18 protein-coding genes and 1 rRNA gene are annotated in these 21435 nt (G+C 71.4%); 9 read left to right on the top strand and 10 right to left on the bottom strand.

Features of this window, described 5'->3' with window-relative positions:
- A 16S ribosomal RNA gene (locus ACH35V_RS37395) occupies positions 1-125 on the bottom strand; the annotation flags it as partial.
- 883 nt (positions 126-1008) lie between these two features.
- On the opposite strand from ACH35V_RS37395, the gene ACH35V_RS37390 reads away from it, so the two are divergent.
- A complete protein-coding gene (locus tag ACH35V_RS37390; RefSeq protein ID WP_395979606.1) occupies positions 1009-1659 on the top strand; it encodes a hypothetical protein in 651 nt (216 codons plus the stop codon).
- Here the strand turns inward: ACH35V_RS37390 and ACH35V_RS37385 are convergent.
- Positions 1597-2448: a putative RNA methyltransferase gene (locus tag ACH35V_RS37385; protein WP_395979605.1), complete on the bottom strand. Its 852-nt coding sequence runs from the start codon at positions 2446-2448 to the stop codon at positions 1597-1599. The genes ACH35V_RS37390 and ACH35V_RS37385 overlap by 63 nt on opposite strands.
- Positions 2449-2580: 132 nt before the next feature.
- On the bottom strand, positions 2581-2934 hold the full coding sequence (gene trxA, locus ACH35V_RS37380) for a thioredoxin (RefSeq protein ID WP_395979604.1): 354 nt from the start codon (positions 2932-2934) through the stop codon (positions 2581-2583).
- 130 nt (positions 2935-3064) lie between these two features.
- Between trxA and ACH35V_RS37375 the strand changes: the two genes are divergently transcribed.
- Complete coding sequence (locus tag ACH35V_RS37375; RefSeq protein WP_395979603.1) at positions 3065-4072, top strand: RNA polymerase sigma factor RpoD/SigA; 1008 nt, start codon at positions 3065-3067, stop codon at positions 4070-4072.
- A gap of 333 nt (positions 4073-4405) precedes the next feature.
- Entirely contained in the window at positions 4406-5749 is a 1344-nt protein-coding gene (locus tag ACH35V_RS37370; protein WP_395979602.1) for a class II 3-deoxy-7-phosphoheptulonate synthase, read from the top strand.
- Positions 5750-5819: 70 nt separating this feature from the next.
- On the opposite strand, the gene ACH35V_RS37365 is transcribed toward ACH35V_RS37370, so the two are convergent.
- From ACH35V_RS37365 to ACH35V_RS37355, 3 genes are read right to left on the bottom strand one after another with little or no spacing between them, the layout of a single operon-like run.
- A complete protein-coding gene (locus tag ACH35V_RS37365) occupies positions 5820-6188 on the bottom strand; it encodes an ATP-binding protein (protein WP_033333276.1) in 369 nt (122 codons plus the stop codon).
- A 45-nt stretch (positions 6189-6233) separates the two neighbouring features.
- Positions 6234-6572, bottom strand: coding sequence for an STAS domain-containing protein (locus tag ACH35V_RS37360; RefSeq protein ID WP_395979601.1), 339 nt, complete (start codon positions 6570-6572; stop codon positions 6234-6236).
- A 31-nt stretch (positions 6573-6603) separates the two neighbouring features.
- The gene (locus ACH35V_RS37355) at positions 6604-8889 is read right to left on the bottom strand and encodes a SpoIIE family protein phosphatase (protein ID WP_395979600.1); all 2286 of its coding nucleotides are present in this window, start codon (positions 8887-8889) and stop codon (positions 6604-6606) included.
- Between the two features lie 335 nt (positions 8890-9224).
- Between ACH35V_RS37355 and ACH35V_RS37350 the strand changes: the two genes are divergently transcribed.
- Both ACH35V_RS37350 and ACH35V_RS37345 read left to right on the top strand, forming a co-directional pair.
- Entirely contained in the window at positions 9225-13514 is a 4290-nt protein-coding gene (locus ACH35V_RS37350; protein WP_395979599.1) for a HAMP domain-containing protein, read from the top strand.
- Positions 13515-13602: 88 nt separating this feature from the next.
- Positions 13603-14271 carry a two-component system response regulator gene (locus ACH35V_RS37345; protein ID WP_395979598.1) on the top strand — a complete coding sequence of 223 codons (669 nt, stop codon included), beginning with the start codon at positions 13603-13605 and terminating at the stop codon, positions 14269-14271.
- 11 nt (positions 14272-14282) lie between these two features.
- Here the strand turns inward: ACH35V_RS37345 and gltX are convergent, their stop codons facing one another.
- Together gltX and ACH35V_RS37335 are read right to left on the bottom strand one after the other, a co-directional pair.
- Positions 14283-15683 (bottom strand): glutamate--tRNA ligase, encoded by a 1401-nt coding sequence (gltX, locus tag ACH35V_RS37340; protein ID WP_395979597.1) that lies wholly within the window; start codon positions 15681-15683, stop codon positions 14283-14285.
- A 65-nt stretch (positions 15684-15748) separates the two neighbouring features.
- Positions 15749-16327: a TIGR03086 family metal-binding protein gene (locus tag ACH35V_RS37335; protein ID WP_395979596.1), complete on the bottom strand. Its 579-nt coding sequence runs from the start codon at positions 16325-16327 to the stop codon at positions 15749-15751.
- A 97-nt stretch (positions 16328-16424) separates the two neighbouring features.
- Here ACH35V_RS37335 and ACH35V_RS37330 point away from each other — a divergent pair, with 97 nt between their 5' ends.
- Together ACH35V_RS37330 and ACH35V_RS37325 are read left to right on the top strand one after the other, a co-directional pair.
- Entirely contained in the window at positions 16425-17276 is an 852-nt protein-coding gene (locus tag ACH35V_RS37330; RefSeq protein ID WP_395979595.1) for a DUF6597 domain-containing transcriptional factor, read from the top strand.
- Positions 17273-17911, top strand: a complete 639-nt coding sequence (locus tag ACH35V_RS37325; RefSeq protein WP_395979594.1) for an NUDIX hydrolase — start codon at positions 17273-17275, stop codon at positions 17909-17911. Before ACH35V_RS37330 ends, ACH35V_RS37325 begins: the two co-directional genes overlap by 4 nt.
- 1 nt (position 17912) lies before the next feature.
- Here ACH35V_RS37325 and ACH35V_RS37320 read toward each other — a convergent pair whose 3' ends face one another.
- Complete coding sequence (locus ACH35V_RS37320; RefSeq protein WP_395979593.1) at positions 17913-18926, bottom strand: methyltransferase; 1014 nt, start codon at positions 18924-18926, stop codon at positions 17913-17915.
- Positions 18927-19166: 240 nt separating this feature from the next.
- On the opposite strand from ACH35V_RS37320, the gene ACH35V_RS37315 reads away from it, so the two are divergent.
- Positions 19167-19808 (top strand): HNH endonuclease family protein, encoded by a 642-nt coding sequence (locus ACH35V_RS37315; RefSeq protein WP_395979592.1) that lies wholly within the window; start codon positions 19167-19169, stop codon positions 19806-19808.
- A 129-nt stretch (positions 19809-19937) separates the two neighbouring features.
- Here ACH35V_RS37315 and ACH35V_RS37310 read toward each other — a convergent pair whose 3' ends face one another.
- Positions 19938-20438 (bottom strand): HAD domain-containing protein, encoded by a 501-nt coding sequence (locus ACH35V_RS37310; protein WP_395979591.1) that lies wholly within the window; start codon positions 20436-20438, stop codon positions 19938-19940.
- Positions 20439-20551: 113 nt separating this feature from the next.
- On the opposite strand from ACH35V_RS37310, the gene ACH35V_RS37305 reads away from it, so the two are divergent.
- Positions 20552-21406 (top strand): class II glutamine amidotransferase, encoded by an 855-nt coding sequence (locus ACH35V_RS37305; protein WP_395979590.1) that lies wholly within the window; start codon positions 20552-20554, stop codon positions 21404-21406.
- Positions 21407-21435 lie beyond the last annotated feature (29 nt).

The raw sequence follows: 21435 nt of genomic DNA, 5'->3' as shown, positions 1-21435 counted from the left end.
GGTTGCTCACGTGTTACTCACCCGTTCGCCGCTCGAGTACCCCCGAAGGGGCCTTTCCGCTCGACTTGCATGTGTTAAGCACGCCGCCAGCGTTCGTCCTGAGCCAGGATCAAACTCTCCATTAAGGCCAAACGACCAAGAACAGGGGGCGAACCCCGAACCCGGCCAAACCTCGGAAACAATCCCAGCATCGCCACCCTCCCCAACGAGGAGGGTCGCATTGCCTCAAAGAAATCCCCGACCACCCCAAAGAGGGACAGTCGCGGGGACGGGCCGGCCAACAATCGACCGGACCGTATAAAGGCACTGGCTTTTAACACGCTGTTGAGTTCTCAAGAAACGGACACCCACCGCGCCAGACCCGCTTCCGCGTTTCCAGCTCCGGGGCAACCCTTCTAACTTACCCGACTCGCCGCCGTTGTCAAGTAGATCCGGGAAGATCTTTTCGACGAAAGCGGAGACGAACCGAGACCCCACACGACAACCAACCCGCAGGCAAAGAACCTACCGAGATCGTTTCGAAGGGAGGCACCCTACGGGCCGGCCACCTTCCGGCGTCCTGCATCCCGTCTTGGGCTGTGCAGTCCATCTTACATCAGTCCGAGCGTGGCTCGAACCGTTTTCCGAGGCCTGCTTTCCCCGAGTCCGGCCGCCTCACGGCGTCCCACATCCCTCGGGGCAGCAGTGACATTAGGGGCCTTGGCCTGAGGCGTCAAATCGCTGATTTCCGCCTCTCCTGCGGCTCTTCGGCAGGGGTGCCGAGTCCTTTTTCTCACGCCAAGGAGGGCCTGGCGGCGCTGAGGTACCGTGCCGCAGACCGTACGGCCTCGGAGTCCCGGCGTCGTGGTGTGCGGTGGCTCCCGGCAGGTCAGCCGGTCGAGGTCTGGAGGAGCGCCTCGTGAACGGGTCCGCCGCCGTACGTGCTTCGGCGGAACGCCTGGTGGTCGCCGCGACGATCGGGCCGACGATTCACGACGTCCACGCCTGGCGGTTCGCGGTCGTGCCCGGGTGATCGAAGTGCGCGCCGATCCGGTTCGATTCCGGGCGCAGCGCGACCCTGTTGGACGGGACTTGCACCTCAGCAGTGGGGCGGCGCTTGTGAATCTGCGTCTGGCCGCGGCTCAGCTCGGGCATGCGGCGGTGGTCCGGCTGCTCCCGGACGCCGGACGTCCATCAGTGCTCGCGTCGGTACGGCTTGCGGGCCGTCACCGGATCACGCGCGAGGAGCGGTTGCTCTATGCCGCGTGCATGCGGGCCTTCAGCACCGCTAGGCCAAGGGTTGGGGAACGGCCGCGCATCTCTGTCGTCAACGAGCTGGGTGAGGCGGCGAGGCTGGAAGGCGCGGCGTTTCACCCGCTGCCCACCACGCAAGGGGCGTCGAGTCAGCGGGCTGTGCTGACCACCTACGGTGATTCTCCCGTCGAGTGGCTTCGGGCGGGACAGGCGCTTCAACGTCTTCTGCTGGTCGGCACGATTAGCCGGGTATCGGTCTCGTTCGGTTTTCAAGTCGTCGATGTGCCGGGTGTGGAGGACGTGACACAACCCGGTGAAGTGCCGCAGGTGCTCGTCGACCTCACCCAGGGCGTGCACTCGCGCCTACTCCAGCCGCCGGTAGGTAGACAGCACGAACGACAGGGGCGCTGGGAGCGGGTCGGGTAGCCGCACCAGCCTTTCCTGGAGCTGCTCTTCCGGGACGTGGTGCGCGCTTGGCCCCATTCCCACGAGTGTCACGATTTCCGCGTGGGTCAGGACGGCCTCGGTCTCCAGTTCCTGGCGCGAGTCCAGCTTGAAGTATCCGGCGAGTGCGGCGTCCGTGCGTTCGGTCTTGCGCTTGTCGATCGAGAGGAGTCCGAGCGACTCCACGAGCGGGCCGAGGTGCCGGGGCGAGGGCGTCACCGTGAAGAGCAGGCCGTCGTCGCTGAGGACCCGGTGGAACTCCGCCGCGTTGCGGGGCGCGAAGACGTTGACGACGGTGTCGGCGGCGCCGTCGCGGAGCGGAAGCGGCCGCCACAGGTCCGCGACGACCGCGCCGGCGCGTGGATGCGCCTTGGCCGCGCGGCGTGCGGCGTGCTTGGAGATGTCGAGGGCGAGGCCGACCGCGTCCGGTGAGCGGTCGAGCGTCCGGCTCAGGTAGTGCCCGGTGCCGGCGCCCGCGTCCAGGACGAAAGAAGGCCGGACGCGTGCAACGCTCCAGGCGAGCCGATCCGCTGGGATCGCGAAGTGCCCGGCGCTGAGGAACTCGTCTCGCGCGCGGACCATCTCGGGGGTGTCCGCCGTTCCCGGACGGGCGTTGCCCGGCAGGAGGTTCGCATACCCCTGCCGTGCGATGTCGAAGGTATGCCCGCCGGGGCAGAGCAGTCCGCGGTCAGCCAGTTCGAGATCCGCTCCGCACACGGGGCACACCAGGTATTGGACGACATCGGCGAGCACCCGTCCATCATCCTGCATGATGGCCGCGGAACGGGCGGTACCGCACGGTTCTTTGCCGTCGCGCCGTCCACGCGCCGTCCGGCCGTCAGCGGCGCTTCCCGGGCGGGCAACCCATCACCGTTGGTGAGCGGGGCGTTACATGGCGCCGGTTCAGGACTCGGCGCGGCGCTTGACGTCCTCCATGTCGAGGCCCTTGACCTGCTCGATCACGTTCTCCAGCACCGACTCCGGCAGGGCCCCGGGCTCGGCGAAGACGATCATGCCGTCGCGGATCGCCATCAGGGTCGGGATCGACCGGATCCCGAAGCGCTCGGACAGCTCCGGCTGCGCGTCGGTGTCGACCTTGGCGAAGGTGATGTCGTCGTGCTTGCCGGCCGACCGCTCGAACACGGGCGCGAACCTCTTGCACGGACCGCACCACTCCGCCCAGAAGTCGACCAGGACGATCCCGTCGGCCTGGGCGACCTCATCGAAGTTCTCCGCGGTGAGTGTGACCGTCGCCATGTCGGTTTCTCCTCAGTCGGGGTATCAGGTCCTAGAGCGGCTAACAGGTTCGCAGTATTCCCCACCCGGGAATCACAGAGCGGTAATTAGCGTTCTCCTCTTAGGGAGATCGCACCGGAGAAGGGTCAGGATGGCTGCAACCCGTACCAAGGGCGACAGGGTCGACGTCCCGGACAAGGACCTTGTCGGGGCATACCTGGACCGGATCGGCCGCACCCCCCTGCTCGACGCGCAGGAGGAGGTCGATCTGGCCAAGGCGATCGAAGGGGGACTGTACGCCGAACAACTCCTCGAGGACGGGAACGTGCCCGAGGGCGTGTCCCGCGAGGAGCTGGCGGAGCTGACCGCGGCGGGGCTGCGCGCCAAGCAGCGCTTCGTCGAGGCGAATCTGCGCCTCGTGGTCTCGATCGCCCGGAAATACCCGACCGACTCGTTGCCCCTCATCGACCTCATTCAGGAGGGGAACCTGGGGCTGATGCGCGCGGTGGAGAAGTTCGACTACCGCCGCGGCTTCAAGTTCTCCACATACGCGACCTGGTGGATCAGGCAGGCGATCGGGCGCGGGCTGAGCCATACCGCCCGCACCATCCGGCTGCCCGTCCATGTCGAGGAGGAGCTTTCGCGGCTGCGGCGCGCGGAGCGGCAGCTCGGCCGCGAGCTCGGCCGGGAGCCGTCCCGCGACGAGCTCGCCGGCGTGCTGGGCGCCGACGCCGACCATGTGGACGAGCTGCTGCGCTGGCGGCGCGACCCGGCGAGCCTGGACGCGACCGTCGACGACGCGGGCGAGACGCCGATGGGCGACCTGCTCGAGGATCCGGACGCCGTGACGCCGGAGGCCGAGATCCTCGCGCTGGACGACATCGAGGGCCTCGGCCGTCTCCTCGAACGGCTGCCGGAACGCGAGTCCGCGATCCTGCGGGCCCGTTTCGGGATGGACAACGGCCAGCCGCTCTCGTACGCGCAGATCGGCGCCCGGTACGGCCTCAGCCACAACCGGGTGAGGCAGATCACCGACCGTTCCCTGCGGCGGCTGCGGCAAATGGCGAACGAGGCCGACCTGAGCGGCCGCCGGACGCTGGCGGGCGGGCAGGGCTCCCCCGAGCCCGTACGCACCGCGGCCGGAAGCCGAGCGGCCTGAGCACGATCCGACCGCACCTCCCCTGAACGACGAAACGGGCGGCCCCACAGACCCTGGGGCCGCCCGTTCGCGTCTCCGGCCGTTCCTGTCGCCGCCGGGTCGTGCGTTCGTTCGGGGGGTGATCTTCGTCTGGTTTGCGGCGGGCTGTGTGTTCGTGCCGGGTTCTTGTTTGTGCGTGCCGTGCCTCTGTGTGGTAGAGCAGTGATTCTGAGTGGTTGATTCAGGGTCCGATGCGTCGGGTTCCCGGTTGTTCGTGTCGTGTTTCCGGTTCTGGCCGCGGCTGCACTCGGACAGGTCGTCCGGCGGGGTCGGGCGTGCCATAGCCTTTTCAGCGTGAGTACACCCGCCATCGGGGACCTGGACGCCTGGCGCGCCCTCCCCGCTCTCCAGCAGCCCGACTGGGACCCCGACGAGGTCCGCGCCGTCGCGGCCGAACTCGCGGCGCAGCCGCCGCTCGTCTTCGCGGGCGAATGCGACAACCTCAAGGCCCAGCTCGCGGACGTCGCGCGCGGTGAGGCGTTCGTCCTGCAGGGCGGCGACTGCGCCGAGACGTTCGAGGGGTCGAACGCCGACGCGGTGAAGAACAAGCTGAAGACGCTGCTGCAGATGGCGGTCGTGCTCACCTACGCCGCCAGCGTGCCGGTCGTGAAGATCGGCCGGATGGCGGGGCAGTTCGCGAAGCCGCGGTCGAAGCCCATGGAGGCGCGCGGGGGCGTGGAGCTGCCCGCGTACCGGGGCGACGCGGTCAACGGGCTCGCGTTCGACGCCGCGTCCCGCCGCAACGATCCGAACCGGCTGCTGAAGGCGTACCACTGCTCGGCGGTGACGCTGAACCTGTGCCGGGCGTTCACCAAGGGCGGGTACGCCGATCTGCGGCAGGTGCACGCCTGGAACCAGGACTTCGTGGCGCAGAGCCCGGCGGGCAGGCGCTACGACCGGCTCGCGGGCGAGATCGACCGGGCGCTGTCGTTCATGAAGGCGTGCGGGACCGACCCCGACGAGTTCCACGAGGTGGAGTTCTACTCCAGCCACGAGGCGCTGCTGCTGGAGTACGAGCGGGCGCTGACCCGCATCGACAGCCTCAGCGGCCTGCCGTACGACGTGTCGGCGCACTTCCTGTGGATCGGGGAGCGCACCCGGCAGCTGGACGGCGCGCACGTGGAGTTCCTGCGGCACATCCGGAACCCGATCGGGGTGAAGCTCGGCCCGTCGACGTCCGCCGACGACGCCATCGCGCTGATGAAACGGCTGAACCCGGACCACGAGCCGGGCCGGCTGACGTTCATCACCCGCATGGGCGCGGGGCGGATCCGGGACGCGCTGCCGCCGCTGATCGAGAAGGTGCACCAGAGCGGCGCCCCGGTGGCGTGGCTGTGCGACCCGATGCACGGGAACACGTTCGAGGCGCCGAGCGGCCACAAGACCCGCAGGCTTGACGACGTCCTGGACGAGGTGGCCGGGTTCTTCGAGGTCCACCGGGCGCTCGGGACGCATCCCGGCGGCATCCACATCGAGTTCACCGGCGACGACGTCACCGAGTGCGTCGGCGGGGCGCAGGGCCTGGCGGAGGCCGATCTGCACCAGCGGTACGAGACGGCGTGCGACCCGCGGCTCAACCGGGGCCAGTCGCTGGACCTGGCGTTCATGGTGGCGGAGCTGTACCGCAAGTCCGCCTGATCAGCCCGTCCGGGCCGCGAAGTCTTCCGGGACGGCACGTTCCAGATGCGAAACGTGCCGCCGGACGGCGTCAGATGTCGACTTCGGCCCAGACGACCTTGCCGCCGGTGACGGGGTCCGCGCCCCAGGAGTTCGCGAAGCGGTCGACGATGAACAGGCCGCGGTGCGACTCGTCCAGCGGGCCGGGGACGGTCAGCCGGGGCAGCTGGGCCGCGCGGTCGCGGACCTCGACGCGGATGCGCCCGGTGCCGCGCAGCAGCCGCAGTTCCAGCGCCGTCCCGGCGTGCCTGACGGCGTTGGCGACCAGCTCGGCCACGATCGCGGTGACGAGCTCCTCGCGGTCCATCAGGGCCCAGGTGCGCATCGTGCGGGCGGCGAGGCGGCGCGCGTACTCGACCGCCTCGGTCTGGGGCGCGGCCCGCAGTGTCGTCTCGGTCATCGGGTCGGTCACCCCGCCCGCTCGCCGTTCTTCATCGCGTTTCCCTCACCGTCCATCGGCGGAAGCCTCCTCCGCTGGGCCCTCGATCAGGAAGCGGTCGAGGCCCGTGGTCCGCAGCACGTTCTCGACCCGGCCGTAGGCGCCGGTGACGGTCAGCGTGGCGTTCTGCGCACGCGCGTGCTTGTACGCCCGGACGAGGACGTTCAGACCGGAGGAGTCACAGAAGTCGACCGCCGTGAGGTCGACCACGACCGCCCGCTCGCCGGCGTCCACCAGCTCGGTCAGCCGGGACCGCAGCTCGTCGGAGGAGTGCAGGTCGATCGAGCCGCGCGCCGATATGGTCGCGCGGCCGTCCTGTCGTGTCGTGTGCAAGGCAAGCCCCACGCCACCCCACCTTACCGATTGTTGGTCTCCATCATGACGCCCGCAGAACGATGAGGGCAACGTCGTCGTTGGACGGCTCGGGCCCGAAGTCGCGCACGGCGCGCTGGATGCGGGCGGCGACGGCGCCGGCGCTCAGGCCGGTGCAGTCGGCGAGAAGGCGTTCGAGCCCGTGGCCGTCGCCCAGCAGCCGGTTGCCCGAACGGCGTTCGGTGACCCCGTCCGTGACGCAGAGCAGGACTTCTCCACGGCGCAGGTCGACCGTGTCGGTGTGGAACTCGACGCCGTCGAACACGCCGAGCAGCGGCTGCGGGGAGGCGGCCTCGCGGACGCCGCCGTCCGGGTCGAGGATCAAGGGCGGCGGGTGTCCGGCACTGGTCAGCCTGATCGTCACGCCGTCGCGGCGGCGCCGGGCGGCGATCTCGCCGTGCAGCAGGGTGAGCAGCCGCCCGCGCTCGCCCTCGCCGAGGATCAGCCGGTTGAGGCGGCCGAGCACGGCGGGGACGGACATGTCCTCGGCGGCGAGGATGCGCAATGCGTGCCGGGCGAGGCCGGTGACGGCGGCGGCCGCGGGGCCGGTGCCGCACACGTCGCCGATGGCGAACCGCCAGCGGGACGCGGGGGCGGGGCCGCCGGGCCGCAGCCCGCTCTCGAAGACGTCGTAGAAGTCGCCGCCGACCTCGCTGCCCTCCCCCGCGGGCTCGTACACCACCGCGACCTCCAGGCCCGGGATCTCGGGGATGCCGGGCGGCAGGAGGCTGCGCTGCAGCGCGCTGCTCATGGCGGTCTGGGCGGAGAACAGCCGCGCGTTGTCGACGGCGAGGGCGGCGCGGCGGCTGAGCTCCTCGGCCAGCTCGACCGCGCTGCGCGGGAACCGGTCGCCGGCCGGGCGGCCGATGACGATGGTGCCGATGCGGCGGCCGCGGGCGATCAGCGGGAACGCGTAGACCTGGTCGGCGGCGGTGTCGCCGGCGGCGGCCCGGACGTCGTCGCGCGCGGTGGCGAGCCCGTTCCAGGGGCCCGGGACGTCGGTCGGCGGGGCGGCGCCCGCGTGTTCGAGCAGCTCGCGGAGGCCGTCGGCGCGGTTCTCGTCGGCGTGCCACACGTAGGCGAGCCGGTCGGGCTCGGCCTCGGTGACGGTGTAGACGGCGCACCAGGTGGCCAGGCGCGGCACGACGAGCTGCGCGACGAGCGCCATCGTGCGCTCCTGGTCGAGGGTGCCGGCGAGCAGGTCGCTGGCCTCGGCGACGAAGCTGAGCCAGCCGCGCCAGGACCGTTCCAGTTCGCCTACCCGCGCCTTCTCCAGGGAGAGCGACATCTCGTCGGCGAGGCGTCCGAGCCGGACGCCGTCGGCCTCGGCGAACCGCCCGGAAACGGACGAGACGGCCACCACGAGCCCCGTGAGGCGTCCCTGGGACTCCAGCGGGGCCGCGGCCAGGGACCGGGCCTGCAGGGCGGCGGCGGTCGGGTCGGAGGCGTCGGCGGCGACCCAGGCGGACCCGGCGCGGGCGGCGGGGCCGAGAGCGCCCACCGACAGCTCGCCGAGGGGCATCTCGGCGGCGGTCCCGGCGGACGCACCCATGATCAGGCGGCCGTCGCGCTCGGTCAGGAGCACGGCCGCGCCCTCGGCGCCGAGGACCTCCCGGACGGTGGCGACGCCGTCCTCCATGGACTCAAGGGCCGCCGGGGAGCGCAGGAGGCGGTCTCCGGCGGCGGGGACCTCGCCCACGCCTTCGGCCAGCCGGGCCTGGCCGCCGGGGCCCGCGCCGTCGCGGGAGGCGTCACCCCCGCCGTCGCGGGCGATGCGCTCACGGGCCCATTCGCGGGCGGCCTCGCGCCTGGCGGCGTGACCGCCGGGCGACGTGCCGGGAAGCCCGGCGCCGGATTGGGCCGCCTCGGAGACCGGATCAGATTCGGCGCCCTCCCCGGTCAGGGAGGAGGCGGCGCCGGGCCGGGGCAGCCGGAACCAGACGCCCTTGGTACGGCGGTCGTAGGAGACGCCCCAGGACGCGGCGAGACGGGAGATCGACGGCAGCCCGCGCCCGCTGGAGGCGGTGACGCCGGGCATCTCGATGCCCCGGGTCGGGTGCCGGTCGCGGACCTCGATCCGGACGTCGCCCTCCTCCAGGTGGCAGGAGACCTCGAAGGACGTGCCGGCGTAGGCGATGGCGTTGGTGGCGAGCTCGCTGGTGGCGAGGACGGCGTCGTCGGCCACCTCGTCCATGCCCCAGTCGGCGAGCACCTTCCGGACGAACCGGCGCGCGTCCGCCACCGCCGCGGCGGCGGACGGGAAGGTCGCCGACGCCGTCTGCCGCTCCAACTGCCGTCCCTCGTTCGATGCGTCACTGCTTGGTCTGGCCATCGTGTCAGACTCGCCGGCCGCGCGACGCGGGAGCCGTCAACCGGGGGGCGCGGCTGTGCGTCCGGCCCGGTGCGGCCCCATGCCACAACACGACAGACCGTAACACGAAGGCTACAAGGACGGATGCACGGTCATTGCCGTCCGTTCACCGCGGCGTGACGACCGGCCCGGTGCCGCACGGCGACGTAGAGTACAGGGTGCGGCCAGGTGAAGGCCCAGGGAAGGAGTCCGTGTCATCCGGGTGTCCGCCGCCGTCCGGATGCCGACAATCGCGGGCCAGGAGGATGAAGAGCATGCCGCGTACCGCGTCTCGCGCCCGCCCCGCCGGCGGGTACCGCGACACCGCACCGCGCTACAGCGACGCCGATCTCGAACCGCTCCTCAAGGCGCTCATCGCCGTCCGGGACGGGAAGGCGAGGACCGAGCTGAACGTGCCGGGCGAGGGCGCCGTGGCCGAGGCCGCGGCGATCTTGGAGGAGATCCGGCAGAACGGCCGCGAGCTGTCCTCGGGGCTGGCCCGTGTCCGGCGGGAGATCGGCCGGGAGGGGCAGCTGCGCGGACGGCTCACGCCGGGAACCCTGCGCGGCTCCTGGGCCGCCGCCGTTGAGGACGCCAACGCGATCATCGACAAGCTGACCGACCTGTCGACGGGCATGAGCCAGGTCGTGGAGGCGGTCGCGGCCGGCGACCTGAGCCAGCGGGTCGAGCTGCGGGTGCGCGGCCGTCCGATGCGCGGGGAGCTGCTGCGCATGGCCAAGTCCGTGAACGGGATGGTCGAGCTGCTCGACCAGTTCACGTGGGAGGTCACGCAGTTCGCCCGGGAGGTCGGCACGGAAGGCCGGCTCGGCGGGCAGGCCCCGGCGCGCGGGATGACGGGCCGCTGGCGGGACGTGACCGCGTCGGTGAACGTGATGGCGTCGCGGCTGACGTCCCAGGTCCGCGACATCGCCGAGGTCACCACGGCGGTGGCGAAGGGCGACCTGACCCGCAAGGTCACGGTGGAGGCGACCGGCGAGCTGCAGGAGCTGAAGCTCACCGTGAACACGATGGTCGACCAGCTGTCGGCGTTCGCCGACGAGGTGACCCGCGTGGCCCGTGAGGTCGGCACCGAGGGCCAGCTGGGCGGCCAGGCGAACGTGCCGGGCGTCAGCGGCGTCTGGAAGAACCTGACCGACAACGTGAACGCGATGGCCAACAACCTGACGTACCAGGTCCGTGGGATCGCGCAGGTCACCACCGCGGTCGCCGAGGGCGACCTGGCGAAGAAGATCACGGTCGACGCGCAGGGCGAGATCGCCCAGCTCAAGGACACCGTGAACACGATGGTCGACACGCTGTCGGCGTTCGCCGCCGAGGTCACCCGCGTCGCCCGCGAGGTCGGCACCGAGGGACGGCTCGGCGGCCAGGCCCGGGTGCCGGGCGTGAGCGGCGTGTGGAAGGACCTGACCAGCAACGTCAACGGCATGGCGTCCAACCTGACCTACCAGGTCCGCAACATCGCGCAGGTCACCACCGCGGTCGCGCAGGGCGACCTGGGCAAGAAGATCACGGTGGACGCGCAGGGCGAGATCCTGGAGCTGAAGGACACCGTGAACGCGATGGTGGACACGCTGTCGGCGTTCGCGTCCGAGGTCACCCGCGTCGCCCGCGAGGTCGGCACGGAGGGGCGGCTCGGCGGCCAGGCGATCGTGCCCGGCGCCGGCGGCGTCTGGCTCGACCTGACCGACAACGTCAACTCGATGGCCAACAACCTGACGAACCAGGTGCGCGGGATCGCGCAGGTCACCACCGCCGTCGCGCAGGGCGACCTGGGGCGCAAGATCGAGGTGGACGCGCAGGGCGAGATCCTCGAACTCAAGACGACCCTGAACACCATGGTCGACACGCTCTCGGCGTTCGCGGACGAGGTCAGCCGCGTCGCCCGCGAGGTCGGCACGGAGGGGCGGCTCGGCGGCCAGGCCCGGGTGCCCGGCGCGGGCGGCATGTGGAAGGACCTGACCGACAACGTCAACGGCATGGCGTCCAACCTGACCTACCAGGTCCGCAACATCGCGCAGGTCGCGACGGCGGTCGCGCACGGCGACCTGACGCGGCGCATCGACGTGAACGCGCAGGGCGAGATCCTGGAGCTGAAGACGACGCTGAACACGATGGTCGACACGCTGTCGTCGTTCGCGTCCGAGGTGACCCGCGTGGCCCGCGAGGTGGGCATCGAGGGACGGCTCGGCGGGCAGGCCGAGGTCGAGGGCGTGTCCGGCACGTGGAAGCGGCTGACGGAGAGCGTCAACGAGCTCGCCGGCAACCTGACGACGCAGGTCCGCGCGATCGGCGAGGTCGCGAGCGCGGTCGCCACCGGCGACCTGACCCGGACGATCACCGTGGAGGCGCGCGGCGAGGTCGCGGAGCTGTCCGACAACGTCAACCTGATGGTCGCGACGCTGCGCGAGACGACCCGCGCCAACGAGGAGCAGGACTGGCTGAAGACCAACCTGGCGCGGATCGGCGGCCTCATGCAGGGCCACCGGGACCTCCAGCAGGTCGCCGACCTGATCATGCGGGAGCTGACGCCGACGGCGAGCGCGCAGTACGGCGCGTTCTACCTCGCTGAGAACAGCGGCGAGGAGACGGAGCTGGCGCTGATCGCCGGGTACGGGACGCGGCGCGGCCGGTCCACCCGGGCCGGCGGATCCGGGGAGGCCAACGCGGCCAGGTTCGCGCTGGGCGAGGGGCTCGTCGGGCAGGCGGCGCAGGAGCGCAGGCCGCTGCTGATCGCCGACGCGCCCGCCGACTACGTCAAGATCGGCTCGGGGCTCGGCGAGGCGTCCCCGGTCAACATCATCGTGCTGCCGATCGTGTTCGAGGACGAGGTGCTCGGCGCGATCGAGCTGGCCTCGTTCGGCCGGTTCACCGACGTCCACCTGGCGTTCTTCAGCCAGCTGATCGAGACGATCGGGGTGACGCTGAACGCGATCCGCGCCAACACCCGCACCGAGGCGCTGCTCGGCGAGTCCCAGCGGCTCGCGCAGGAGCTGCAGGAGCGCTCGGACGAGCTGCAGCGCCAGCAGGGCGAGCTGCGGCACTCCAACACCGAGCTGGAGGAGAAGGCGGCGCTGCTGGCCCAGCAGAACCGGGCGATCGAGATCCAGAACTTCCAGATCGAGCAGGCCAGGCGGACGCTGGAGGAGCGCGCCGAGCAGCTGGCGATCTCGTCGCGGTACAAGTCGGAGTTCCTGGCGAACATGTCGCACGAGCTGCGCACGCCGCTGAACAGCCTGCTCGTGCTCGCCAAGCTGCTGTCGGAGAACCAGGACGGCAACCTCACCGGCAAGCAGGTGGAGTTCGCGCAGACGATCCACGACTCCGGCACCGACCTGCTGGAGCTGATCAACGACATCCTCGACCTGGCGAAGGTCGAGGCCGGGAAGATGGAGGCGCATCCGCAGCGGATCGCGGTGTCGGCGCTGGTCGACTACGTGGAGGCCACGTTCCGGCCGCTGTCGGTCGACAAGGGGCTGCAGTTCGGGGTGGAGGTCGCGCCGGACGTCCCGTCCACGCTGAACACCGACGAGCAGCGGCTGCAGCAGGTGCTGCGGAACCTGCTGTCCAACGCGGTGAAGTTCACCGCCGAGGGCGAGGTGCGGCTGATGATCGAGCGGGCCGGCGACATCGACTTCACGCTGCCCGCACTGTGGAACACCCCGGACGTGATCGCCTTCCGGGTGATCGACACCGGCATCGGGGTGAGCGCGGACAAGCTGCAGGAGATCTTCGAGCCGTTCCAGCAGGCCGACGGGACGACCAGCCGCCGCTACGGCGGCACCGGGCTCGGCCTGTCGATCAGCCGGAACATCGCGCGGCTGCTCGGCGGCGAGATCCACGCGGAGAGCCGGCCCGGCCGGGGCAGCGTGTTCACGCTCTACCTGCCCGCCCAGTACAGCGAGCGCGACGGGCGGCGCCGCTCGGCGCTGCCGGACGAGGCGGCGGCCGCGCAGGAGGCGATCCTGCCGGGCGGCGCCCCGAACGGCGGCCTGACCGGCGCTCTGACCGGAGGCGTCCCCGGCGGCGTGTCGATCCAGCCCGGAGAGAACGGGCTGCCGGTGGAGCGGCGCACGCCCGGCGGGGAGCGTCCAGGGGAGCCGGAGCCCGCGCTGAACGGGCTGCTGGAGGAGCCGCCCGCGGACTTCCTCGACACCGTCCTGTCGGGCCGCAAGGTCCTGATCGTGGACGACGACGTCCGGAACGTGTTCGCGCTGACCAGCGTCCTGGAGGGCTACGGGATGGAGGTCCTGTACGCCGAGGACGGGCAGGCCGGGATCGACGTCCTGCACCGCAACCCGGACGTGGCGGTCGTGCTGATGGACGTGATGATGCCGGGCCTTGACGGCTACGCCACGACGGCGGCGATCCGGGAGATGCCGCAGTTCGCCGAGCTGCCCATTATCGTGATCACGGCGAAGGTGATGAAGGGCGACCGGGAGAAGAGCCTGGAGTCGGGCGCGTCGGACTATGTGCCGAAGCCCGTCGACGTGGACCATCTTCTTGACGTGATGAGGAACTGGCTGCAACCCTCCATCGTCCGCTGAGGAGAGGGAGAGGAGACGCCTGGACGCAGGGTCGTCGTGGCCGCGGACGCGGCCGTGGAGCGGCGGGGACCGGATCGGAGAGACGCGCGTGGACGACAAGGCGAAGATCCTGCTCGTGGACGACCGCGAGGAGAACCTGATCGCGCTGGAGGCCATCCTCAGCTCGCTCGATCAGGACCTCGTCCGGGCGCGGTCCGGTGAGGAGGCGCTGAAGGCGCTGCTCACCGACGAGTACGCGGTGATCTTGCTGGACGTCGTCATGCCGGGCATGGACGGGTTCGAGACGGCCCGCGACATCAAGCGCCGCAAGAAGACCCGCGACCTGCCGATCATCTTCCTCACCGCGGTGAACAGCGACCCCGACTACGCGTTCCGGGGCTACGCGGCGGGCGCGGTCGACTTCATCTCCAAGCCGTTCGACCCGTGGGTGCTGCGCGCCAAGGTGTCGGTGTTCGTGGAGCTGCACAACAAGAACAAGCAGCTCCGCGACCAGACGACGCTGCTGCGGGAGCAGGCCGCGCTGCTCCGCGAGCAGGCGACGCTGCTCAAGGCGCGTCCCGCGAAGGCCCCGCGCGACGCGGAGCGGCCGCGGGACACGCCGCCGGGGCGGGTCGGCGACCACCTGGTGTCCGTGGAGGAGCAGGCCGAGATCGTCGGCAAGCGCGCCCCGGCGTCGCTGCGCGGCGAGTTCGAGGAGCTCGACCGCCGCCTCGCCGACCTCCGCCACGCCCTGAACGGCGACGAACCCGCGTCCTGACCGCCCGGCTGTTATGCCTGCGCGGCGAGACGCGCCCGTGCGGCGGCGATGCGGGCGACGGTGCGGTCGCGGCCGAGGATCTCCAGTGATTCGAAGAGCGGCAGGCCGACGGTGCGGCCGGTGACGGCGACGCGGACGGGCGCCTGCGTCTTGCCGAGCTTGAGGCCGTGCTCGGCGCCGACGCGCTCCAGCCGGTCCTTCAGCTCGGCGGCGTTCCACGGCGCGTCCTGGTAGGCGGCCTCGGCGGCGGCGAGGATCGCGGCGGCGGGCTCCTTCATGGCCTTGTTCCAGGACTGCTCGTCGGACGGCGGCTCGTCCAGGAACGCGAAGTCGATCATCTGGACGATCTCCGACAGCAGCGCGACCCGGGTCTGCGCCAGCGGCGCCAGCTCGGCGAACACGGCGACGTCCACGTCGAACGGGGCGTCCTGGAGGAACGGGAGGCATTCGGCGATGAACTTCTGGAGCGGCAGCGCGCGGATGTACTCGCCGTTGAACGCGCGGAGCTTCTTCTCGTCGAAGAAGGCGGGCGAGGTGTTGACGTCCTCGATGCGGAACTCGTCGACGACCACGTCCCACGGGACGATCTCGCGGTCGCCGGACGGGGCCCAGCCGAGCAGCATCAGGTAGTTGCGCATGGCCTCGGCGAGGTAGCCCTCGTCCCGGTAGGCCTCCAGCGCGACCTTGTCGCGGCGCTTGGACAGCTTCTGCCGCTTCTCGTTGACGATGACGGGGACGTGCGCCCAGACGGGCGGCTCGCCGCCGAGCGCCTCCCACAGCAGCTGCTGCCTGGGCGCGTTGGACAGGTGCTCGTCGCCGCGCACGACGTGGGTGATGCCCTGGCTCATGTCGTCGACGGCGTTGGCCAGCAGGAACGTGACCGACCCGTCGGCGCGGGCGATGACGAAGTCGTCCAGGACGGCGTTCTCGAAGGTCGGCTTGCCGCGCAGCAGGTCGACGACGGTGGTCTGGCCGTCGTCGGGCGTGCGGAAGCGGAGGGCGCGTCCGGGGCCGGGCTCCAGGCCGCGGTCGCGGCAGAAGCCGTCGTAGCCCCTGGGCTGCTCGCGGGTGCGGGCGAGCACGGCCTCGCGGGCGCAGTCGCAGTAGTAGGCGCGGCCCTGGTCCTTCAGCGTCTGGACGGCCTCGGCGTGCCGGTCGGCGTTGGCCGACTGGAAGTAGGGGCCCTCGTACTGCTCGCCGTCCATCCCGAGCCAGGCCAGGGCGCGGATGATGCCCTCGGTCCATTCGGGGCTGTTGCGGGAGGCGTCGGTGTCCTCGATCCGCAGCACGAGCGTCCCGCCGGACTGCGCGGCCATCACCCAGTTGAACAGCGCCGAGCGGGCGCCGCCGACATGGAAGATGCCGGTCGGGGACGGGGCGAAGCGGACGCGGATCGGTGAGGTCGGAGACATGCCTCAAGCGTAGGGCGCGCGGGCCCCCGCTCGCGCCGGGACCCGCGCGCGCCCCCATGTGGGAGTCACGGTTTCCAGTGCGGATCGCGTCCGGTCAGGCCGATCAGGCGGTCGAGCAGCGGCGCGTCCTCCGGGACGGGCACCTCCTCGCCGAACAGCTTGTACTCCCGGGTCATATCGGCCGTCGCGAGGGTCCGCTCCCAGGCCGCCTGGACGGTCTCCGGCGGAAGGGCGGGGTCCTGTCCGGTGGCGACGGCGAGGTCCCAGCCGTGCAGGACGCATTCGCCGTGCAGGATCCCGGCGATGAACTCGGCGGGCATGCCGTCCTTGTTGCCGGTGAGGCTGGTGTTCCCCTCCCAGGCGGCCGGGTCCTGCCACGCTTCGGCGGCCTTGCGCGCCTGCTCCTCGAACCGGTCGGCCCAGCCCGGCTCGGCGGTGTGGTCGTGTCCCTCGTCCGGGCCGGTGGGCGGGAGCTTGCGGGCGGCGGTCTCGCCGCGTCCGACCCAGAGGACGAGGTGGTTGATCAGGGCCCGGACGTCCCAGTCGGCGCAGGGGGTCGGCGCGTCCATCAGCCCTTCGGGGACCCGCCGGACGATCCGCGCCGCGGCCAGGGACGCGGGAAGCATCTGGTTCCGGATATCCACGATCTCTCCTTCGCATGCGTGTTCGAACTCGTTCCGCACGTTAGGGCGGGCCGCGACGTCCGGTCTTGTAGGAACGCGACACGGCTAACCTGGGGTGATGGCACGGCTCCTCCCCCAGGACACGCGGGGCATCCTGCGGGCGCGGACGGGCCTGGAGCGGTTCCAGGTCGAGCGGATCGCGCCGCCTGACCCGCTCGCCCCGTTCGTCGAGTTCTTCTGGGTGCTGCACTGGGATCTGCGCGGGCGGGCACCGCATCGGCAGAAGGTGCTCACGCGTCCGAACGTCCACATGACCTTCACCAACTACTGGACGAGCGGCGCGACCAGGGGGCGGATCGTGGGCGTCGTGCGGGACGAGTTCGTCGAGGAGATCGCCGACGACGGGCGCGTCGTGGGGGTCGGGTTCCGGCCCGGGGGTTTCCGGCCGTTCGCGGGCGGGCCCGTCTCGGCGCTCACCGGCCGGTTCGCGGGCGTGGACGAGGTGTTCGGCGCGGCGGGCCTCGCGCTCGGCGATGAGATCTTCGCGACGGACAGCGCGGACGACGCCGTCGCGCGGCTGGCGGCGTTCCTCACCGGGCTGCGTCCGGAGGCCGACCCGTCCATCGAGCGGGCGGCGGAGATCGTCGAGCGGATCGCGGCGCTGCCCGCCCTGGTGCGGGTGGACGGGCTCGCCGCCGACGTGGGGCTCAGCGCGCGCGGGCTGCAGCGGCTGTTCCACGAGTACGTCGGCATCGGCCCGAAGTGGGTGATCAGGCGGTACCGGATGCTGGAGGCCGCCGGGCGGGCCGAAGCGGGCACGCCGGTCGACTGGGCGGGGCTGGCGGCCGAGCTGGGCTACACCGACCAGGCCCACTTCACCCGCGACTTCACCGCGGCCGTCGGGACGCCGCCCGCCCGGTACGCCCGCGAGGCCGGCGCCGATGGCACGGCTGGCAAGATCGACGTATGACGGACCTCCCCCTCGACCCGTTCGACGACCTCACGGCGTTCCGCGCGCTGGCCGCCGAGCGGCTCGGCTCGTTCGCGCACACGACCGTCCCGGACGCGCCCAGCCTCCGGCGCGCCGGAGTCGTGCTGTGCGTCGTGGAGCATGAGGGCGCTCCGTCGGTGATCCTGATCAGGCGCGCGTACCGGGGCCGGAACGCCGGGCAGTGGGGACTGCCCGGCGGGCGGCTGGAGGACGGCGAGACGCCCGAGCAGGCGGCGCTGCGGGAGCTGCGCGAGGAGATCGGCCTGACGGCGGGGGCGGGCGACGTCCTCGGCAGGCTGGACGACTTCCCCGCCACGTCCGGTTTCTCGATCACGCCGATCGTGCTGGTGCTGGACGACCCGGGCCCGCTCGCGCCGAGCCCGGACGAGGTCCACTCCGTCCACCACACGAGCCTGCGGAAGCTCGCCGACGACGACACGCCGAGATGGGTGCCGCAGCCCGACGGCGGGCGTCTGCTGCAGATGTGGCTGGGCCCGGACTGGCGCGTGCACGCTCCGACCGGCGCGATGCTGTGGCAGTTCCGCGAGGTGGTGCTGCTCGGACGGCACGTCAGGGTCGCCGACTTCGTCCAGCCCGACTGGACCCGCGACTGAGTCAGCCGCCCGGACCGGCCTCGATGACGGTGTAGCCGAAGGGCTCGATCGGGCCGGTCAGTGAGGCGTCGGCGAATCCCGCGGCGTCCAGAAGCGCGCGGAATTCGGCCTCGGTGCGTTCGCGTCCGCCGGTGCAGACGAGCATGTTGAGGTCGTTGCGGACGACGCCCTGCGTCTCCGGGGTGACGATCTCCGGCATGACCTGCTCCAGCAGCAGGATCCGCGCGTCCGGACGCATCGCGGCGCGGCAGTTCCGCAGGATCGCGGTGGCCTTCTCGTCGTCCCAGTCGTGGATGACGCTCTTGAGGACGTAGGCGTCCGCGCCTCCCGGCACGTCCTTGAAGAAGTCGCCCTCGACGATCTCCACGCGGTCTTCGACGTCGGCGAGCGTGCTGGACGCGGCGGTGAGCCCGGGGGCCTGATCGAACAGCAGGCCGCGCAGGTCCGGATGGGCGCGCAGGATCGCGGCGAGCAGCGTGCCGTCGCCGCCGCCGAGGTCCGCGACCGTCCCGTAGCGGCCGAAGTCGTGCGCCTCGACGATCCCGGGCGCGACGGCCCGGGTGTGCTCGGACATCGCCGCGTTGAACGTCGCCGACAGCTCCGCGTTGGACGGCGACTCGAAGAACTCGAACGGCGTCATCCCGGTCGCGCGTTCCCAGGCGTACTCCCCCGTGCGCAGCGTCTCGGTCATGTCGCCCCAGGAGCGCCAGACGTCCGGGCCGCAGAACAGCCTGATGAGTGAGCGGATCGAGTCGGGGGCGTCGGCGCGGAGCCGCTGCCCCTCGGCGGTGAGCGCGAACACGTCGCGCTCCTTCTGCTCGACGACGCCCAGCCCGGCAAGGCCGCGCAGCAGCCGGTGGAGGGACGGCGCGTGGGCGCCGGTCTCCCCCGCCAGCTCCGTGCTCGTCCTCGGGCCGCCCGCGAGGGCGTCGGCGATCCCCAGTTCGGCGGCGGCGTGGAGCATCTGCGCCGGCATGTATCCGAAGGCCAGGTCCAGCAGCGGCGATCTCGACATGGTCGGCTCCCCCTTCTCGTGGCGTGCTTCGACTTGGTGACCTGCCACGACGCTACGGACCGCGGGACGCGCGGTCTTGGACGAATGGCACCACCGCGCCGGTGATCTTCCCGTCCCTGCCGACCCTCGCCAACGCCGTTACCTGATCGTGTCGTCCGCTAACCGAACGGTCACATCGGGTTTATCGAACTGTTCGAGACTGACGGCTCCTGCTCCCAAAAAGCGAAGAAGGAGCCTTCCGTGAGACGCACGGGGATCGCCACCACCGCCACCGCGATGGTCATGCTCGCCACCGCGACCACCGCCATCACCGCCGCCAATCCCGCCAATGCCGCCCCGCCGCCGCCACCCGGCGCCGAGACGGCGAAGCGGAATCTCGCCGCGCTCACCGTGCGCGCCGAAGGCTCCGACTCCGGCTACGACCGCGACAAGTTCCCGCACTGGAGCGACCAGGGCAGCAGCTGCAACACCCGCGAAGTCGTCCTCAAGCGCGACGGCAGCAACGTCAAGACGGGGTCGAACTGCTCTCCGACGTCCGGCACGTGGACCAGCCCCTACGACGGCGGCACCTGGAAGCAGGCGTCCGACGTCGACATCGACCACATGGTCGCGCTCGCGGAGGCGTGGCGGTCGGGCGCCTCGTCCTGGACGACGTCGCGCCGCCAGGCGTTCGCCAACGACCTGACCAGCTCGCAGCTTTGGGCGGTCACCGACAACGTCAACCAGGCCAAGGGCGACAAGGACCCGGCCGAGTGGACGCCGCCGCGCGCCTCGTTCCACTGCATGTACGCCAGGTCGTGGATCGACGTGAAGCACCGGTACGGCCTGACGGTCGACTCGGCGGAGAAGACGGCGCTCGGCCGCCTGCTCGGCACCTGCTGACCCGTCCGGTCTCCGGCTCCGGCGGGGCCCGCGGCGTCCTCCACGGCCCCGGGCCCCGCCGGTCCGCGTGAAGATCGGGCGGTGGGGCGCGCTAGCAGGTGAGAGCGCGCTAGCGGGTGAGGACGCGCGCTAGCGGGTGAGGGCGCGGAGCCAGGTCGCGGCGGTCGCGAGGTGGTCGTCGGTGAGGCCGGTCAGCGGGTCGATCTCCACCAGCAGGTGCTCGGCGACGTCCGGCTCCCCGGCGATGCACTCGGTGGCGTCGGGCTCGTCCTCGAACCAGACGAACGGGCGGCCCTCCGTCCAGGAGGCGACGTGCCGGGCCTTCCACGCGCCGAGCGTCCCCGCCTCGTCGACGCCCGGGAACTGCGGGATCGGGACGAACGGCAGCTCAGGCAGCCCGACCCGCGGCGAGATCCACACGTTGGCGTTGTCGCACCAGTAGCTCGCCCAGGCCAGCTCCGCGCCGGTGGACTCCGCCAGATCGAGCAGGGACGGGCCGTGCGCGGGATTGAGCCACAGCTTGAAGGTCATCCCGTTCGGCGAGCACCGCTGCCGTTTGTAGCCGCGGTGCGGCCTCTCAAATGGGTTGAGAACCCCGTCCACGTCGAGAAGAACCACCGGCGACCCCATACCCGTGACCGTACGACATCGGGGGCCGCCCGTCGAAGGTCATTTTCCTTCGCGCCCGCTCACCGGGGGCCCGGCCGAGTAATAGGTCGCGGCTGTGCGGGCATCGTGCGGTCATGTGCCGACTGTTCGGGATGACCACCGGCGGGCCGCGGGTCCACGCCACGTTCTGGCTGCTCGACGCCGCGGACAGCCTGCGGTCCCAGTCCCGCCGGATGCCCGACGGGACGGGGCTCGGCTGGTTCTCGCTCGGCGAGGAGCCCGTCCGCGACCGCGCGCCGATCGCCGCCTACGAGGACGCCGACTTCAACTCCGAGGCGCGGACGGTCGTGTCGCACACGTTCGTCTCGCATGTCCGGTACGCGTCCACCGGGGTGCCCGACGTCCACAACTCCCACCCGTTCGTCATGGACGACCGGCTGTTCGCCCACAACGGCGTGGTGAAGGGCCTCGACGTCCTCGGCACGTGGCTCACCGACGTGGACCGCGCGCAGATCCGCGGGGAGACCGACTCCGAGCTGGTGTTCGCCTACATCACGGCGGAGATCAGGCGGCACGGCGACACCACGTCCGGGCTGATCGCGGCCGTCCGGCGCATCGGCGCCGAGCTGCCCGTCTTCGCGCTGAACATCCTGCTGGCGGAGTCGCGGCGGATGTGGGCGCTGCGCTACCCCGGCACGCACCGGCTGTGGGCGCTGCGGCACGAGCTGCGCGAGCCCGGGGAGGGGCGGCGGCTGGACGCGGGCCGCGAGCCGGGACGGCTGAGGGTCGCCGCGCACCGGGAGCCGTCCGCCTCCTGCGTCCTCGCCAGCGAGCGCCTGGACGACGACCCGGACTGGCGGCTCCTCGCGCCCGGCGAGCTGCTCGTGGTCGACGGCCCGGACACGTCCTCCATCCACCCGTTCGACGAGCCTGCGCACCCGCTGTCGGTGGACGACCTGTCGGCCGCGGAGTCCACCTCCCAAACCTGATCAACTCGGGCGTCCGGGACGTAGAGTGG

Origin of the sequence: Actinomadura sp. 1N219 (assembly GCF_044326405.1) — a bacterium.
Taxonomy (GTDB): Bacteria; Actinomycetota; Actinomycetes; order Streptosporangiales; family Streptosporangiaceae; genus Spirillospora.
This window is presented reverse-complemented; position numbering and strand designations above follow the sequence as displayed.